We start from the raw sequence: 16,293 nt of genomic DNA, 5'->3' as shown, positions 1-16,293 counted from the left end.
ACACAGTGAGTAGGAATTGAGTAGGAATATGGATTTCTACAAAACTTTAAAACTTTGAAAAAACGACAGAAGTAAGTAATCCAGAAAATATGGAAGTGAGTGATAGATATGAAACAGATTTTATGCTTTGGAGATTCGAATACATTTGGATTGGTACCGGGAGAGAATGCGAGATACCCTTGGGGAGTTAGATGGACAAGCATTTTGAGTGAAAAACTCGGAGCGCAGGATTATCACGTTGTTGAGGAGGGCTTGTGCGGAAGAACGAGCATCTTTGATGATCCGCTTCGCGATGGAAGAAACAGTGTGAAACTTCTTCCGACTCTGCTGGAGTCCCATGCACCACTGGATCTGGTGACGGTGATGCTTGGAACAAATGACTGCAAGACGATTTTTGGCGCATCGGCTCAGGTGATCGCACAGGGAATTCAGCGCCTGATCGGTCAGATCCGGCAGTATGCGCCGAATAGTAAGATTCTGATTATTTCCCCGATTCATCTTGGAGATCATGTCTGGGAACCGGGATTTGATCCGGAATTTTGCAAGAATTCGATTCAGGTGTCGAAAGAGCTTGCAGAAGCGTATCACAAGATTGCAGAGGCAGAGAATGTGGAATTCCTTGATGCCTCTCGCTATGCAGATCCAAGTAAACGGGATCAGGAACATATGACAGAGGAAGGTCATCGAAATCTTGCAGAGGCAGTGTATCAGGTTGTGCGGGAAAAGATTGTGGCTTGATAATGTTTGACAATATCTTGAGAGTACGGATAAATTTTTTAAGTAGAGAGATTTAATTCGTAAGAAAAATGTGCTTTTCATTTTGATATTTTAAGTGTATGATGGAATGAGCGTTAGTGGATGAAAGAGGATTTTGATTCCTACATCTTCTAACGCTCATTCTATGTTCGCAAGAAAGTTGAGCATGGTGGGTATGGTGAGCATGGAACGAAACTTGCGCAAAACGGGGAAGAAAAGAAATTTCATATCGGATGCGCAGAGAGACAGAGAAAAAGAAATACGAGAACGGAAAAAATCACGAAAGGAAATAAGGACAAAAGAAAGAAAAATGAAAAGCACAGAGATGGATCTCACAACAGGATCGTTGTGGAAAAAAATGCTCGTCTTCAGTGTACCGCTGATGTTCTCCAATATCTTGCAGGTCTTGTTCAACATGTCCGATGTTGCAGTGGTTGGAAAGTTTTCCGGCCCGATTGCACTCGGAGCGGTGGGTTCGACAAGTCTTCTTGTGACGCTGTTTACGGGAATTCTGCTTGGAATTGCGAGTGGAGTGAATGCGCTGACGGCGCTTTATATCGGATCAAAACATGAGCGAAACATCCGACAGACTGTTCACACAGCAGGAGTGGTCTGTTTTGTGACGGGACTTCTGATCATGGGATTTGGAATCGTGTTTGCGCGGACAGTTCTGACGATGATGAAGACGAAGGCGGAACTGATGGAGGGTGCAGTCTTGTATCTTCACATTTATCTGCTCGGTTCTCCGGCGCTTGCAATGTACAATTTCGGTAATGCGGTGCTGAGTGCAGCGGGAGATACGAAGAGACCGCTGTACTGTCTGACCTTTTCGGGAATCCTGAATGTAATCCTCAACCTTATTTTTGTCATTGGATGCCATCTGGATGTGGCAGGCGTCGCGCTTGCGAGTGTCACCTCCCAGTATGTATCCGCAATTCTTGTTGTGGGAATGCTCATCAGAAGCAAGGCTTCTTTTGCGTTTCACCCAAATGAGATCCGAAAAGAGTTTGATGCGGATAAACTGTGCCGTGTGCTTCAGCTCGGCGTTCCGGCGGCATTTCAGAATACGATTTTCTCGGTTGCAAACCTCTTTGTTCAGGCGAGCGTCAATTCGTTTGATCATGTGATGGTAGAGGGAAATTCGGCTGCCGCAAATGCAGATCCACTCGTCTATGATATGATGGCGGCATTCTACACAGCAGGTACCAGTTTCATTGCACAGAACCGTGGTGCAGGAAAACGCGATAGAATGATGAAGAGTTATGTGTTCAGTATTCTTTACTCGTTTACGGTGGCTCTGATTCTCGGTGTCGGACTTTATGTGATGCGCTACTCCTTCCTTGGTCTGTTCACGAGTGACCGTGAGGTTATGGAGGCGGGAATCCATCGTCTTTCTGTGATGGCGCTCTCCTATGCGGTCAGTGCGTTCATGGATGCGACGATTGCAGCTTCGCGTGGTCTTGGAAAGACGGTTGTGCCGACGGTTGTGGTGATCCTTGGTTCTTGTGTCTTCCGTCTTGTCTGGATTTACACGGTGTTTGCGAGCATTCACACGATCCGCTCGCTTTATCTGCTCTATCCGGTATCCTGGTCAATCACGGCAGTCGCGGAGATTGCCTACTTTATCTGGATTTTTAAGCGGTTTCGCGAAAACTGAATAGAGTTGAATTTGAATAGAGCTGAATTTGAACAGAGCTGAACAGAGCGAAGCAGACAAATTCCATCATAAACAGATAAACGCAATCAGAGAGAGTTGCAGGGATAGGATAATTGAGAAAATATGGGCAAAGTGCAAAGAAAAAATGAGCGCAAAAAGCGAAAATTGTAATCACTTTCAAAATTCAGAAAATAGTGAAAACTGCGTTGCTTTTATGAGGAAAATCAGATATGATGATAGGGAAGGTATATCATGTATCGAATGTATCAATAGGTATGGAATGATTCGAGTGATCGATGGATCGACTTACCGAATGAATCATCAGAAAGGGGATTTTAAAAATGAAAATTGCACTGATTAATGAGAACAGCCAGGCAGGAAAGAACGCCATCATTGAGAACGCGCTGAAGAAAGTTGTAGAGCCGATGGGTCATCAGGTATACAACTATGGCATGTATTCCGCAGATGATGAGGCTCAGCTGACCTATGTTCAGGTTGGTATTCTGGCAGCTGTTCTTCTGAATTCCGGCGCAGCAGATTATGTGATCACTGGATGTGGAACGGGTGAGGGCGCTATGCTCGCATGCAACTCCTTCCCGGGTGTTATCTGCGGTCATGTAGAGGATGCACTGGATGCATATACATTTGCACAGATCAATGACGGAAATGCGATTGCAATCCCGTTTGCAAAAGGCTTCGGCTGGGGCGGAGATCTGAATCTGGAGTATATCTTTGAGAAGCTGTATGTGGAGGAGAGCGGTCGGGGATATCCGAGAGAGCGTGCCGTTCCGGAACAGCGCAACAAGAAGATTCTGGATCAGGTGAAGACCGTGACCTATCAGGATCTCGGAACGATCTTAAAGAATCTGGATCGTGAGCTGGTTAAGGGCGCTCTGGCAACCAAGGGATTTGGTGAGTATTTCTGGGATAACTGCAAGGATGAGGATCTGAAGGCAGTTGTAAAAGAGATTCTGGCATAAATCAAAATAAGAAACGTCACAGGAAGATGTCAGCAGAGCTGATCAAAATCACGCGCCAAGTCGATACTTGCGTCGACTTGAATCTAAATGACGGTGATGATCGGAGTGACGAATCCGTAGAAACATAAAAGACGAAGAGAACTTCGCGTACAAAGTTCAGAGATTACAAAAGCGAATCTGTGAATTTGCAAGGCGGAGAACGCTTCGTCTTTTTCTTTTTGGTGTTTTTAGGATTCGATTAATTGGAATCTGACCTCGAACCCTCTTTTTTCTTTGGCAGAGTTACGGTAAACGTATTTTTCTGGATTCCGTCGGAGGAAACCTGAATCGTGCCTCCGTGTTCCTTGACAATGCTTGATGCGATCGAGAGACCGAGACCGAAGCCGGGGATCTCTCCGCGGGAAGGATCGGCGCGGTAGAAGCGCAGGAAAATCTGCTTCTGTTCATCCTCACTGAGCGGTTTTCCCTCACTGGTGACAGAAAAGAGAACCGTGTGCTTGTCTTTCTTCTCGCTAAGCTGGACCTGAATCACAGAACCGGGATTGCTGTATTTGCAGGCATTGTCAATCAGGATGTCTGCAAGCTGTCGAAGTCTTGTCTCATTTCCGTAGAGCTCGATGTCTTCGGCAAGCTCAGCTTCAATTTCCCGTCCGCTCTCAAAGGCGACCGGTTCAAATGCCATGACACTGCTCTCAGCGAGATAACTGAAATCGACGTTGTGATAATCCTGCGAGAGTCGACCGGAATCGCTTCGGGCGAGAAGAAGGAGAGACTCGACGAGCTGTTTCATTCGGGTCGCCTCGCTCTGTATTCGCAAAGTTCGCTCGATTGCCGTGCCGAGTGTTGTGTGCGAGGAAACCGTATTTTCCACCGCTATGTCCGTATGTGAGATGTTCCTGTTTTCGATTGTCGTTTGATCCGTACCCGCATTTTCCGTTTCTATTTCTATGCCTATGTGCGAAGGATTCCAGTTTTTGCGATCGTCATAGTCGCGAAGAAGCAGACTGGTGTTTGACAGAATGACAGTCAGAGGAGTTTTTAGCTCGTGGGAAGCGTCAGCGACAAACTGCTGTTGCTGTTTCCATGCAGTCTCGACTGGGGCGACAAGACGGCGGGAGAGCAGGCATGATGCAACGAAAAAGGCGACGAGAGCAAGGAGGGCGACCGCGCCGGAGTGGAGCATCTGAGTTTTCAGTGCATGATCCTCGCTGAATGTGTCTGAGAGTGCATAGCGGACACTTCCCTGCGGAGTCTTCTGCCTCATATAGCGAAGGTGCTGTTCGTTTAGCGATCCACAGTCTTTTTCCTCTTTCTCCGCGAGAAGAGCAAAGGTGATTGCATCCTCATCGGAGAGGGCGGGAATGTGATTTTCAAGGACGACATTCGTCTCCTCTGTGTCTGTGTTCCCAGGGACTTCATCGGCTGTTGTTTCATTTGCATGCGTTCCATTTGCACTTGCCTGTGTGCCGAGCTCGACGACGGCGACTGCGGAAATCTCCTGTCTGGGAGGTGGCGGGGAATCAGTATTCTTAGGCTGACTCAGACTCGGATCAGGATCATTTGTCTTTGGGGTTGGATCGCTTGTCTTTGAGGTTGGCTCATTTTGTGGCTTTTCAGGTGGTGTCTCAGCAGGCGTTTCTGATAAGCCCTGGTCCGGCAAGGAGGAATTCTGTTCTTGCTTAGGCGGTTGTGTGGAATCCGGTTGCGGTTCAACTTGATCTTGCGGTTCAACTTGATTCTGAGGTTCAACTTGATTCTGAGGTTTTACTTGCCCGGGCTTAAGCTGTCCGCTCTGATTCTGTTGAAGCGCGGTTCGCATTGCCTCCATACTGCGATTTCGGTAACTCAGCGCGGTCGAGGAGTAGAGTGCGAGAAAAATGGCCGTGAGCAGAATCGCAACAACACCCATAATCAGTCCTGTGATCTTCCAGCGAAGCTGTTTCAGCATGGGTAAATTTCCCCCTTTCCTCTCTTTGTTCTCAAAATGATTGATTTTTATTGATTCTGCTCGAGCCGATATCCGATGTTTCGCGCAGAACAGATCTGAACGGTCGAGCGGAGCAGTTTGAGTTTTCTTCTAAGGAAAGAGATGTATGCCTCGGCGCTATTTGAGGAGACATCTCCGTCGTATCCCCAGATTTTCAAAATCAGAGTCTCTTTGGAGAGATACTGCCCGATGTTTTGCATCAGAAGGCGCATCATCTCAAGCTCTTTGGCGCTCAGCAAAACCTCACGCTCCCCACAGGTCAGCTTGGAGGCGGAAGGAGTCAGCGTCAGATCTCCAAATTGCAGATCCTCGGGGACCATATTGGACGGTCGGCGGAGAATCGAGCGGAGACAGGCGAGAAGCTCCTCGTTCTCAAATGGTTTTGTGAGATAATAGTCCGCTCCCCAGTCAAGTCCTTTGACCCGATCAGTCAGATCGGAGCGGGCAGTCAGCATCAGAACTGGGGTTGCGATCCCCTCCTTCCGGATCTGTTTTAAAATATCAAAACCATTCATGCCCGGGAGCATCACATCAAGAATCACGGCATCGTAAATCCCGCTTCGGATAAGTTCAAGACCGTCAAGACCATTTTCGGCAATATCAGCGTTTGAAGAACGATCACCGCCGGGACCACTGATTAAGTCAGCGAGAGTCTCGGCAAGTGCATGTTCGTCTTCGACAATTAAAATGCGCATGGAAACAAATCCCCTTTTCTTTTATCGTTTCTTTTATCGTTCTATTGTTTTTTTGAGGAATGTGTTTTGTTTGTCCCAAACTGAAAGACTTTCTGTGGAATTTCAAACACAAACACAATTCCGAGTACGATGGCGACGGCAACTTTCACAGACTCAAATCCGGTTTGGACAGCCTGGTGGAGTTGCTCGGTCACCATGTAGTAGGTGGCACGGTAAATCCCGGCACCCGGGACGAGCGGAATGATTCCGGAGATCAGAAAGATCGTGACCGGACAGCGCTCCCGCACGGCAAACCATCGTGACATCAGAATGACGATCACGGTGGAGGCAAACGTGGCGATTGAGACGGACGAGTAGGGAAGAATCAGCAGGTAGGCGAGCCAGCTGACCCCGCCGATCAGCGCACAGCAGGGATAATATCGGGATGGAACGCCAAAGAGCAGAGAAAATCCGACCGTGGCGATCGAGGCAGAGATGGTCTGCGTCAGCAAATGTAAAATCATATCATATCCTCCATATCCTCCGAAAAATACGGAATCACTGACTTGCAGGTTTGCCGATTTACCGGTTTGAAAGATTTACCGGTTTGCAAGATTTACAAGTTTACAGGTTTCAGGTTACAGAATCAGTGGGCTTCCGGTGAGAATTCCATAGAGAGCGATCACAAAACCGACTCCCATTGCAATGCAGAAGAAACCGAGCATTGCGTCGAGCATTCGGACGGAGCCGGCAATGTAGTCGCTGTCTGCCATATCGCGGATTGCATTGGTGAATGCAACTCCCGGAACCATGAGAATGATTCCACCGATGATCATCGCGTCAAAATTTTCTCCGAAACCGAAGCGATAGCAGAGGATGCACAAAAACGTGATCAGCGCACTGCCGAGGATGTTTCGGACAATCCGGCTAAAATGGGGATTGCCGAGATACAGGGCATAGGATTGGTAGAGACTGCCGATCAGAATCGAGCAGAGAAAATCTCTCGTATTTCCGCCAAACATCAGACCAAAGCAGGCACCGGAGATCCCGGCGACGAGGATCTGGATTGAGGGTGGAAATCCCGGGGCAGTTTCAATCCGGTGAAGCTCTCGTTTTACCTCGTCAAGCGACAAGCCCTCCTCCTCGATCCGCCGGGAAAGCTGGTTGACTTCGGCAACTCTGCTCAGGTTTGTGTTGTTGACCGGAATTTGGAGCACCTTGGCAAACATGGGCTCCTCCTCATCACCACAGCTTAAAAAAATGCCATTGCTGAGGACAAAGGTATCCACAGAGTGAAGACCGTAGGAGTGGCAGATGTGCATGATTGTGTCCTCGACGCGAAAAATCTCCGCGCCGTTTTCGAGCTGAATCTGCCCGGCTTTCATTGCGAGAAGAAGAATTTCCTGAGTGTCCATAGTGTCCATCATGTCCATAGAGTAGCAAGTCCTTTATTATGATTCTTTGTGTAAGTTTTTTAGTTTTGTAAATTTTGTAAGTTGTAGCTCTCTTTTTCGAGGTCTATGATGCGTGCGCGGTAAGGGGCACTGCACGGGAGGGCTTTCAGCTTGGAGATCACAGAAGAGTCTTCCCAGAAATGCATCGGGAAAATCCAATCTGCGCCGACGATCTGCATGAACTCATCGATTCCGAGATAGAAGAGATCTTCCTGCCGTCCGTCGAGCGGGATCATCGCGATATCAGGGCGGAAACCCGAGTCGCGGATTTTTTCAAGTTCCCGCTTGTAGTTGGCGCTCATATTGTTGTTCCACGAGAGCGGTTCCCCGTTCCAGCGCCAGTCGTTTAAGTCTCCGGCATGGTAAATGACAGTCGGAGGTTGTGGATCGATGACCGCTTCCGAATTATCGGGAGATGGAGATAATGGATCCTTAATCTCAAGAATAAAAGCAACTCCCTCGTCGGTGGACTTAAACGTCGTGATGCGAAGGGAAAACGGTTTCTTCTCAAGGCGTGGAAATTCCAAAACCTCATGTGGTTTCATGAACGAGACGAGACTTTTTGCGGATTCCGGCACCTTGTTCGGTCGAATGTCATAGGAGAGAATAAAGTGGGTCTTTGCATGGGAAGCCGGAAGATCAAAGATCCTCGGGCTGAAATGGTCCGCATGGCGATGGCTCACAAAGACGAACAGCTCTTTCTCCGGATCAAGTGATGGGAGCGTTCCCTCCACAAAGTCAAAGAGGAAGAGCGCGTGTTCGCTTTCAAGCAGGTAACCGCTGTGATGAATATAAGTGATGTCCATAAATATCAATAGAATCCTTTCGCTTGGTGTAGTCGGAAATTTTTATCTTTTTTCTGACTTTTTCTAATTTCTGACTTTTTCTAATTCTAATTCTAATTTCTAAGATAATGCTATGATAAAACAAAATCCTCAAAATGACCAGACTTTTGATCAGGAAAGGGAGGGGTCTTGTACACGGTCGGGAAGTTTCTGAGCGGAAAAATCCATGGAATCACGTTCCCGGTGCTGTTTGCGGTAAGCCAAAGGCGCCTCGCCAATCAATTTTTTGAACGTCCGGCTGAAATAGAGGGAATCCGGGTAGCCGACGAGCGTCGCGATCTCCTGAATCTGCAAGTCGGTGACCGAGAGGAGTTCCTCCGCCTTTTCGACGCGGAGCTGGTTTAGATACCGCATCGGGGAGACATTCGTGTTGTCCTTAAACAGGTGAGCGAGGTAGTCGGGGCTGATGTTGCAAAATTCTGCCATCGAGCGAATCGTCCACGGCTCCATGTAAGTCCGATTCAGATGAAGAATCAGGCGGTTCACAGAAGAGTTGTTATGGGACGGACAGAGATAATGATCTCTTGTGCGCGCAATCAACACGAGGAGTCGCTTGAAATCACAGTTGATAAAATCTGAAAAATGCAGGTTTTTCAGTTGAAGTTCGGAGATAATCTCGTCAAAGAGATTCCTCAGTTCCGGGGATTTTCCGATCATGCCTGTCCGAATTTGGTAATGTGCAAGCTCGGTCTCAACCTCCGACCCGGTGAAATGAATCCAGTAGATTTCCGGTGTCTCCTCTGCGTAATAACAGTATCCTTGAGGTTCGCCGGGACGGTAGAGAATCAGAGAGCCAGCCTCCATTGCCTTCCATCCGTCCGAAAACAGATAATGTCCGGTACCGTGATAAACATAGAGAAGCTGGTAGTCCAATCGCCCGTCCGGTCTTCTGCGAAGGTAATCCCGGGTGAAAAAACGCTTGGAGCCACAGCAGTTTATGGAGATTGGAACACTGAGATCTTCCCGTCCCTTGTCCCTCTTTTCAGGATAGAGATATCCTGCATTATCAATCATACTTCTTCCTCCCAAAAAGCAGAATTGTCCATATAGTGAGCGTAAAAAAACATGGAGTCTGCTTTCATTTGTTCTTATAATTATATCAAATATAAACCATTTAGATATACGAAAAAATAGAAGAAATTACACAAACATTTCAAAATTTATAGAATTTTAAGTATTTTATATGTAAGTATATAGCATATAAAGGCAAAATCAAGGAGGACACAAGATGAGTGGAAAGAGACAGGTCATTCTCTTTATGACGGACACGACACGAAAGGATATGCTTGGCTGTTACGGGGACAGTCGGATGAAGACCCCGAATCTCGATCACCTGGCAGAGGGTGGAATCCGCTATGAGAATGCGTACTCCTGTCAGCCGGTCTGCGGTCCGGCGCGCGGTGCGATCTTCACCGGACTTTTCCCGCACAGCAATGGGGTGTCGACGAACAGCATGCCTCTCGGTGAGGGCGTGAAGACGATCGGTCAGCGTCTGACGGATCAGGATGTACACTGTGGTTATGTCGGAAAGTGGCATCTCGACGGCGGAGACTATTTTGGATATGGAAAGTGCCCGGAGGGCTGGGATCCGGATTACTGGTACGATATGCGGTGTTACCTTGAGGAGCTGACTGAGGAGGAGCGCGTGAAGTCGAGAAAGCGCGCGACAGCATTTAGCCCGGAGATGACCGAGGATTTCACCTACGCGCATCGTTGCTCGGATCGTGCAATCCGTTTCCTCGAGCAGTACGGGGATGAGGACTTCTTCCTGACAGTCTCCTACGACGAACCGCATGGACCGTCACTGTGCCCGGCTCCGTTTAACCGGATGTATGAGGATTTCTCATTTGACGACAATGAGGGCTTCCACGACGATCTCGAGGACAAACCGCTGATGCAGAAACTCTGGGCGGGAAAGAACCTCCATGCGACCTCGGAGGAACTGCGCACACCGACGGAGAAGAGATCCCTGTTTTTGGGATGCAACTCGTTTGCCGATTATGAGATCGGAAGAGTGCTGAAAGTCATCGATGAGAAGATGCCGGATGCGCTCGTCATCTATACGTCCGATCACGGCGATATGCTCGGCTCCCATCACTTAAACCAGAAAAATGCCGCAATCTACCGCGAGGTGGCAAACATTCCGTTAATCATCCGCGGAGGAGAAAAGGGCAAGGTTGTGGACGCTCCGGCATCCCACATCGATCTGGCGCCGACGATCATGGACTACTTCGGTGTGAAGATTCCGAAGTGCCTTGCGGGCAAGAGCATGCTTCCGCAGATTTATGATACGACGAAGAAGATCAACGATGTTGTCTTCACCGAGTTTACGCGCTATGAGGTTGACCACGATGGATTTGGCGGACTTCAGATGATGCGTGCAGCGGTGACAGAGCGTTACAAGCTGGCTCTTCATCTGATGGACAAGGATGAGTTTTACGACACGAAGGAAGACCCGTGCGAGGTTCACAACCTGATCGACGATGAGCGCTATGCGACAATCCGCGATGAAATGCACGATCAGATCTTGAAAGAGATGGATGAGACGCGAGATATGTACCGCGGATACCAGTGGGCTGTCAGACCGTGGAGAAACGGATATGAGCCGACCTGGGCGAACGGCGGATACACGCGCCAGAAAGAGGAAGAGGAGATGTACGAGCCGAGACAGCTCGACTACGATACCGGACTTCCGATGGTTTCAGCAGTCAGAAGAAAAGAACAGCATTAAAGAACACGAAAGAACGCGAGAAAACAGAAGAGAAACAAAAAATAGAAACAGAGTAGAGACGGAACAAAAGTAGAATAAAAACAGAGGAAAAACAGAGTAAAAACAGAACGAACACGAAGAGAAGAGTAAGACTTGAAATCTGGAAAATACATCTGAAAAATAAAAAAGCAGGCATGCGTGAGATCACGCATGCTTGCTTTTTCTGTACTCGGACGGGGAAACGTCTTCGGTTTTTTTGAATGAGCGGATGAAGAAGCTCGCGGAGCTGTATCCGACCGCGGTTGCGATCTCGCTGATCGTCATCTTGGTCTCGATCAGCAGTCGTTTCGCTTCGCGAATCCGAAGATAGGTCAGGTAGTGGACGAAGTTGTGCCCCGCCTTTTTCTTAAAGATCGTAGAGAAATATCCGGGCGAGAGGCAGAAGCGGTCAGCGACCGAGGAGAGACTCAAGTCTTCCTGATAGTGCTGTTCGAGGTATCGGATGATCTCGTCGTAGCGGAAGTCGCTCGAGGTGTTCTGGATCATCGTCGATGCCAGATGCGAGAACTGCCCGGAGAGCGGGGCGGACGGATCGATGCCGTAGGCGCGCTCAAGAAACGAGAGCAGGTGGGTCGCATTCGCGGGGGATTCCTGATTCAGGCGCGGAAATTCGCGGGCGAGAAACTCACTCGCGAGCGAGAATCCGGCATAGTCTCCGTTCGTGTAGGCATTTAAGCTGTTCTGACACTGAGTACAGATCTCAGTCGCGAAGCTGGAAAGCTCGGGTGCCGTTGTCGTATTCTTATAGAAGCGACTGCTTCCAAACAGGAACCGGCAGGACGCGAGCGTCGTCATGCGCTGGTGCTCGGACTGCCAGAGCGAGGTGTCGGAGAACGTCTTTCCCTCGATGATCGTGTGCGTGCTTCCGTAGCGTTTCGTGAATTCCTGAAGAAAGTCCGCATAGATGTTCGGGTACTCCGGAGTCTCAAATAAGAACAGAAACAGCCGGTCTGCCTTGCGGTGAGGAATCAGGATCATGTGGTCGTCGGCTTCCTCGGAAAAACGAGAGCCGGAGAGGACAGTTCCGGGCTGGTCCGCCGTGATTAAGAGCGGATGGCAGGGAATCGGAAGCGTGACTCCGGAATCGCCTGATCCTCCGTCAGAGAACAGGGAAGCGATGCAGAGCTTTAAGTCGCGGATCTGGCTTGCCTTTCTCTGCTCAACCTGGGAGATGACCTCCTCGAGAATTCCCTCAAGTTCCGTTCTCCGGATCGGCTTTAAGAGGTAATCTTTGACATGAAGGCGGAGGGCCTCTCTCGCGTAGGAGAAGTCGTCAAATCCCGTCAGGATATAGAAGAGGGTATCAGGGGCGCTTGCCTGCGCGTCGCGGATTGCCTCAAGCCCGTTCATATACGGCATCTGGATGTCGACGAGGGCGAGGTCAAAATAGTTGTTTTTCAGTGCCTCCGAGAGCGCGAGTCCATTTGCGGCTTCTGTGAGATCTTCGGGTTGAATGCCGAGATCGAGAAGAAAGAGTCGGATGGACTGGCGAACAAGAGATTCATCGTCTGCAATTAAAATTTTCATGGTTGTGCAACCTCCGGTGTTTTTTTGAGTCGAATTCGGGTGATCGTTCCATTTCCGATGGAACTTTTTATTTCCATTGTGCTTTCCGGTGAGAAGGAGAGAAGGCGCTCTTTGACATTTCGGATTCCGATTCCGCCTTCTCCGCTTGTCTGATCGGTGTCATACTGTTTCATATCATATCCGGTGCCGTCGTCGGAGATCGTGATGAACAGAATGTCCATATCGCCTTTTGCCTCCTCCGCAGTGATATGAATCGTGCACGGGTGGGTGCACGGCTCTACGCCATGGCGGATTGAGTTCTCAACGATCGGTTGGAGCAGAAGTTTCGGGATCTTCCAGTCTTCCTGATGAATGTTTAAGTGAAATTCACAGCTCAGGCGGTCGTTGAAGCGAAGCTTCTGGAGTGCACAGTAATCCTGCACAAACTGGAGCTCCTGAGAGAGTAGGATGATCGACGGCGCTTTTAAGATGTAGCGGAGCATTCCCGAGAGCTCATAGAGGGAATCCTCAAGCGTTTTCTGATCGCCGATCTGGTTTAACGCGATCATGTTGTTGAGCGTGTTGAACAGAAAATGGGGCTGAATCTGCGCCTGAAGTGCCTTGAACTCGCTGTCCTTCTGTTTGATTTTCAGGATGTACTCCTGACGGATCGTCTGCTCAAGTTTCTCGGTGGTGTAGTTGAGCTGGTCTCCGAGATCATCAAGCTCCGTGTGAGAAATGTAATTGTAGCGCTTGCTGAAATCCTGATTTTGGATGCCATCAAAGACCTGCTTCATCGCGTTGACTGCGTGAACCATCTTTCTCGAGGTCACGGAGTGGGAGAGCGTCGCCATTGCCATTCCGATCAGATAGAGAAAGAGGGTACTCAGATAGATCGTGCGGATGCGCGCACTCAGCTCTCGTCCTGAGAGGGCGATGCAGATATTCCACGGGTAACCATTGATCGGGTAGGCGTGAATCTGGTAAGCCTCCCCCTTCATCGAGATCGTCTGACCGTTTGAGGCGCGGGAGAGGATCGTCTGCTCCTTCTCATCAAGAGGGGCGTTGGCATATACGACGCGCCCATTCTCGTCGCGGATCAGGATCGTTGCATCGACGTGGAGGGCGAAATCGCGAAAGATTCGCTCAAACATTGAGGTGTTGACGTCGATTTTCATCACGCAGAGCGGGTATCTCGGGTAGAGCGAGAGAATTGCGCGCGCGACGGAGACGACCGGAGTTCCGGCAGGGCGAACGTAATCCGGAACATGAGGTCCGATCGTGACGGCATTTCCATCGGCGGAGAGGGCACGGCGGTACCAATTCTCTGTCGAGTATGCAAACGGAGTCACAATCGATTTGTGATCGGGCGAGGACACTGTGTAGTACAGGCAGTTGTGACCGGACATGATGTAGATTCCGTCGATATCCTGACGGCTCAGGCGCAGATATGTCATATTTTCGTCGAGTTCGCGCTGAACGTCAAGTTCATTTAAACGGTTGTGCATTCCCCCGCCGACGGATTTTGCTTTTAAATAGTAGTAAACCTTCTGCGTGTAGTAGGGTTGAAGCGTCAGCTGGTTCAGCTCATTCATATAGGTACGAATGTTGCTGACCATCGAGTGCGCTGTGGAATCGAGAAGCGTCTGGACGTCGCGGTGATACATCGAGGAGTAGATCGCTGCGATGAAAGATGCGACGAGGATAAATGGGAAAAACGTACTGATTAAAAAGCTCTTTTGAAGTTGAAAAGAAAACGAGCGGTGTGTATGCATAAATGATGATTCTCCTTCAAAATATTAAAATTAAAATATTAAATTCAAAATATTAAATTCAAGACATTCAAAGTATTCAATATAAATCCGTTTCAAATTCCTTTCAAGTTAAATTAAAATCAAGCTTTTGTTAATTTTACATCAAACCAAATCGAATTTAAGCGGATTTCAATGAAAGTATTGTCTAAAATGCTAGATTCATTATACTGTCCTTACATAAAATTTACAATATTTCATAAGAAACCGGAAGAAAGTACAATGAAATCGTAAAAAATTGACACCATCGAAAGAAAAAACAATTCTATAATAGAGTCATCAGAAAACGTTGTGGCTGGTTTCCACAGTCACGACACGACATCACAATTAGGAGGAGTAAGTTTATGAGAAAGAGCGTGAAAAGCTGGCTCGCAATCGGTACCGCAGCGATCGTAGCAGCAGGACTTGCAGGATGTTCCGGATCATCATCAAATGATGCACCGGCAACAGAGGCACCAAAGACTGAGACATCAGCCGAGGCAGAGAAGACTGACACCGCAGAGAGCAAGGAAGAGAGCAAGAACCTCGAGGGCGAGATCGAGATCGTGACCAATGCGAATGAGCAGACTTACAATGCAGTCAATGAGATTCTTGAGCAGTTCATGCAGGAGAATCCGGGTGTCAAGATCAGCTACACCACTCAGGGTTCTGACTACGAGCAGTTGATGAAAGCCCGCATGGCTTCCAACGATCTGCCGGATATCTTCGCAACCCACGGCTGGAGCGTTGTTCGTTACAGCGAGTATCTGCGTCCGTTGAACGATCAGCCTTGGTTCTCCGAGATTGAGCCGTCCTTCTTAGACAACGTTCAGAATGCAGACGGACAGGTTTTCGTCCTTCCGCTGAACATGGATCAGGGTGGTCTGCTTTACAACAAGAAACTTCTGACCGAGCTTGGTGTGGACATTCCGAAGACTTGGGATGAGCTCAAGGACATCTGTGAGAAGGGCAAAGAGAAAGGTTACACCGGCGTATTCATCGCAGGTAAGGACAGCAGACAGCCGGCATCCCTGCTTGATATCGCAGCTCAGACTTATCTGGAAGTAAGAAACGATCAGGATTACGCTTCTCAGCTTCTCGATGGTTCCTTTGACTGGAACAACTGGGCACCGCTTTCTCAGTTACTTGTAGATCTGAAGGATTCCGGATATCTGAATGAGGACTGCGTAACCTGTGATACCGTTGATATCGCACCGCGTATGTCTGAGAACAACGTTCTGTTCCTGATCACCTCCAACATGGATCTGATCCGTCAGGCTTCCGAGCTGAACCCGGATGCTCAGTACGGCATGGCTCCGATCCCGACTGTTGATGAGTCTCAGGAGAATGTATTTGCAGGTGGTGAGCGTGAGGCTTATGGTATTTGGAAAGATACGAAGAACGAGGAGCTCTGCCTGGAGGTTCTGAAATATCTGGCAAAGCCGGAGAACGTAAAGAAAGTTTGTGAGTCCAGTGGTAAGCGTTCCGCTCTGAAGGGCGTAGATCCGGACCTTGGCGCAGTAGCAGAAGACTACAAGAAGTATGCAGATGTTAAGATCAGCCCGACCTTCGACCGTGTATATCTGCCGAGTGGAATGTGGAGCACCATGCGTACCATCGGTTCTGCACTGATGGGTGGCGAGATGAGCGTAGAAGAGAGCGTAAAGACAATGGAGACCGACTACAATACGCTTCGCGAGCAGAACTAAGGTTAAGAGATTAATAAGATTAAGAGATGAATCTGATCGCACAGAAGGTGCACAGAATGACAGAAAAACAGACATCTTTGCGGACAGAATGAGTGACAGAAAATAAGACTAGACTAGATAAGTGACTAGATGAGAGACTGACTGAAAACGACTAGATCAACGACT

General features: G+C 48.6%; 13 protein-coding genes. 5 read left to right on the top strand and 8 right to left on the bottom strand.

The window, feature by feature from the left end:
- Nucleotides 1–108: 108 nt before the first annotated feature.
- The 3 genes from ACR0QT_RS07115 to ACR0QT_RS07105 all read left to right on the top strand — a co-directional run bounded on the left by ACR0QT_RS07115 (nucleotide 109) and on the right by ACR0QT_RS07105 (nucleotide 3,393).
- A complete protein-coding gene (locus ACR0QT_RS07115; RefSeq protein WP_432630133.1) occupies nucleotides 109–738 on the top strand; it encodes an SGNH/GDSL hydrolase family protein in 630 nt (209 codons plus the stop codon).
- 328 nt (nucleotides 739–1,066) lie between these two features.
- Nucleotides 1,067–2,413 (top strand): MATE family efflux transporter, encoded by a 1,347-nt coding sequence (locus ACR0QT_RS07110; RefSeq protein ID WP_432630132.1) that lies wholly within the window; start codon nucleotides 1,067–1,069, stop codon nucleotides 2,411–2,413.
- A 341-nt stretch (nucleotides 2,414–2,754) separates the two neighbouring features.
- The gene (locus tag ACR0QT_RS07105) at nucleotides 2,755–3,393 is read left to right on the top strand and encodes an RpiB/LacA/LacB family sugar-phosphate isomerase (protein ID WP_432630131.1); all 639 of its coding nucleotides are present in this window, start codon (nucleotides 2,755–2,757) and stop codon (nucleotides 3,391–3,393) included.
- Nucleotides 3,394–3,631: 238 nt separating this feature from the next.
- Here the strand turns inward: ACR0QT_RS07105 and ACR0QT_RS07100 are convergent, their stop codons facing one another.
- The 6 genes from ACR0QT_RS07100 to ACR0QT_RS07075 all read right to left on the bottom strand — a co-directional run bounded on the left by ACR0QT_RS07100 (nucleotide 3,632) and on the right by ACR0QT_RS07075 (nucleotide 9,367).
- Nucleotides 3,632–5,341 carry an ATP-binding protein gene (locus tag ACR0QT_RS07100; protein WP_432630130.1) on the bottom strand — a complete coding sequence of 570 codons (1,710 nt, stop codon included), beginning with the start codon at nucleotides 5,339–5,341 and terminating at the stop codon, nucleotides 3,632–3,634.
- Nucleotides 5,342–5,388: 47 nt separating this feature from the next.
- The gene (locus ACR0QT_RS07095; RefSeq protein WP_432630129.1) at nucleotides 5,389–6,075 is read right to left on the bottom strand and encodes a response regulator transcription factor; all 687 of its coding nucleotides are present in this window, start codon (nucleotides 6,073–6,075) and stop codon (nucleotides 5,389–5,391) included.
- 41 nt (nucleotides 6,076–6,116) lie between these two features.
- Nucleotides 6,117–6,578, bottom strand: coding sequence for a threonine/serine exporter family protein (locus ACR0QT_RS07090; protein WP_432630128.1), 462 nt, complete (start codon nucleotides 6,576–6,578; stop codon nucleotides 6,117–6,119).
- A gap of 114 nt (nucleotides 6,579–6,692) precedes the next feature.
- Nucleotides 6,693–7,487, bottom strand: coding sequence for a threonine/serine ThrE exporter family protein (locus tag ACR0QT_RS07085; protein ID WP_432630127.1), 795 nt, complete (start codon nucleotides 7,485–7,487; stop codon nucleotides 6,693–6,695).
- A gap of 41 nt (nucleotides 7,488–7,528) precedes the next feature.
- The gene (locus ACR0QT_RS07080) at nucleotides 7,529–8,314 is read right to left on the bottom strand and encodes an MBL fold metallo-hydrolase (RefSeq protein ID WP_432630126.1); all 786 of its coding nucleotides are present in this window, start codon (nucleotides 8,312–8,314) and stop codon (nucleotides 7,529–7,531) included.
- A gap of 150 nt (nucleotides 8,315–8,464) precedes the next feature.
- Nucleotides 8,465–9,367 (bottom strand): helix-turn-helix domain-containing protein, encoded by a 903-nt coding sequence (locus ACR0QT_RS07075; RefSeq protein WP_432630125.1) that lies wholly within the window; start codon nucleotides 9,365–9,367, stop codon nucleotides 8,465–8,467.
- A 214-nt stretch (nucleotides 9,368–9,581) separates the two neighbouring features.
- On the opposite strand from ACR0QT_RS07075, the gene ACR0QT_RS07070 reads away from it, so the two are divergent.
- A complete protein-coding gene (locus tag ACR0QT_RS07070; RefSeq protein WP_432630124.1) occupies nucleotides 9,582–11,084 on the top strand; it encodes a sulfatase-like hydrolase/transferase in 1,503 nt (500 codons plus the stop codon).
- A gap of 183 nt (nucleotides 11,085–11,267) precedes the next feature.
- Here ACR0QT_RS07070 and ACR0QT_RS07065 read toward each other — a convergent pair whose 3' ends face one another.
- Entirely contained in the window at nucleotides 11,268–12,650 is a 1,383-nt protein-coding gene (locus tag ACR0QT_RS07065) for a response regulator transcription factor (RefSeq protein ID WP_432630123.1), read from the bottom strand.
- On the bottom strand, nucleotides 12,647–14,404 hold the full coding sequence (locus ACR0QT_RS07060; protein WP_432630122.1) for a sensor histidine kinase: 1,758 nt from the start codon (nucleotides 14,402–14,404) through the stop codon (nucleotides 12,647–12,649). Before ACR0QT_RS07060 ends, ACR0QT_RS07065 begins: the two co-directional genes overlap by 4 nt.
- A 380-nt stretch (nucleotides 14,405–14,784) precedes the next feature.
- Between ACR0QT_RS07060 and ACR0QT_RS07055 the strand changes: the two genes are divergently transcribed.
- Nucleotides 14,785–16,128 carry an ABC transporter substrate-binding protein gene (locus ACR0QT_RS07055; protein ID WP_432630121.1) on the top strand — a complete coding sequence of 448 codons (1,344 nt, stop codon included), beginning with the start codon at nucleotides 14,785–14,787 and terminating at the stop codon, nucleotides 16,126–16,128.
- The last annotated feature ends 165 nt before the right edge of the window (nucleotides 16,129–16,293 follow it).

This window comes from Brotaphodocola sp. (genome assembly GCF_050873365.1).
Lineage (GTDB): Bacteria > Bacillota > Clostridia > Lachnospirales > Lachnospiraceae > Brotaphodocola.
The sequence above is the reverse complement of the archived record's forward strand: the minus strand, read 5'-3'. Positions and strand labels throughout refer to the sequence as shown.

Bases quoted from the DNA above. Each gene is read 5' to 3' on its own strand.
- ACR0QT_RS07080 (WP_432630126.1), bottom strand. From the start codon at position 8,314: ATGGACATCACTTATATTCATCACAGCGGTTACCTGCTTGAAAGCGAA.
- ACR0QT_RS07070 (WP_432630124.1), top strand. From the start codon at position 9,582: ATGAGTGGAAAGAGACAGGTCATTCTCTTTATGACGGACACGACACGA.
- ACR0QT_RS07065 (WP_432630123.1), bottom strand. From the start codon at position 12,650: ATGAAAATTTTAATTGCAGACGATGAATCTCTTGTTCGCCAGTCCATC.
- ACR0QT_RS07110 (WP_432630132.1), top strand. From the start codon at position 1,067: ATGAAAAGCACAGAGATGGATCTCACAACAGGATCGTTGTGGAAAAAA.
- ACR0QT_RS07055 (WP_432630121.1), top strand. From the start codon at position 14,785: ATGAGAAAGAGCGTGAAAAGCTGGCTCGCAATCGGTACCGCAGCGATC.
- ACR0QT_RS07075 (WP_432630125.1), bottom strand. From the start codon at position 9,367: ATGATTGATAATGCAGGATATCTCTATCCTGAAAAGAGGGACAAGGGA.
- ACR0QT_RS07060 (WP_432630122.1), bottom strand. From the start codon at position 14,404: ATGCATACACACCGCTCGTTTTCTTTTCAACTTCAAAAGAGCTTTTTA.
- ACR0QT_RS07095 (WP_432630129.1), bottom strand. From the start codon at position 6,075: ATGCGCATTTTAATTGTCGAAGACGAACATGCACTTGCCGAGACTCTC.
- ACR0QT_RS07115 (WP_432630133.1), top strand. From the start codon at position 109: ATGAAACAGATTTTATGCTTTGGAGATTCGAATACATTTGGATTGGTA.
- ACR0QT_RS07085 (WP_432630127.1), bottom strand. From the start codon at position 7,487: ATGGACATGATGGACACTATGGACACTCAGGAAATTCTTCTTCTCGCA.
- ACR0QT_RS07105 (WP_432630131.1), top strand. From the start codon at position 2,755: ATGAAAATTGCACTGATTAATGAGAACAGCCAGGCAGGAAAGAACGCC.
- ACR0QT_RS07090 (WP_432630128.1), bottom strand. From the start codon at position 6,578: ATGATTTTACATTTGCTGACGCAGACCATCTCTGCCTCGATCGCCACG.
- ACR0QT_RS07100 (WP_432630130.1), bottom strand. From the start codon at position 5,341: ATGCTGAAACAGCTTCGCTGGAAGATCACAGGACTGATTATGGGTGTT.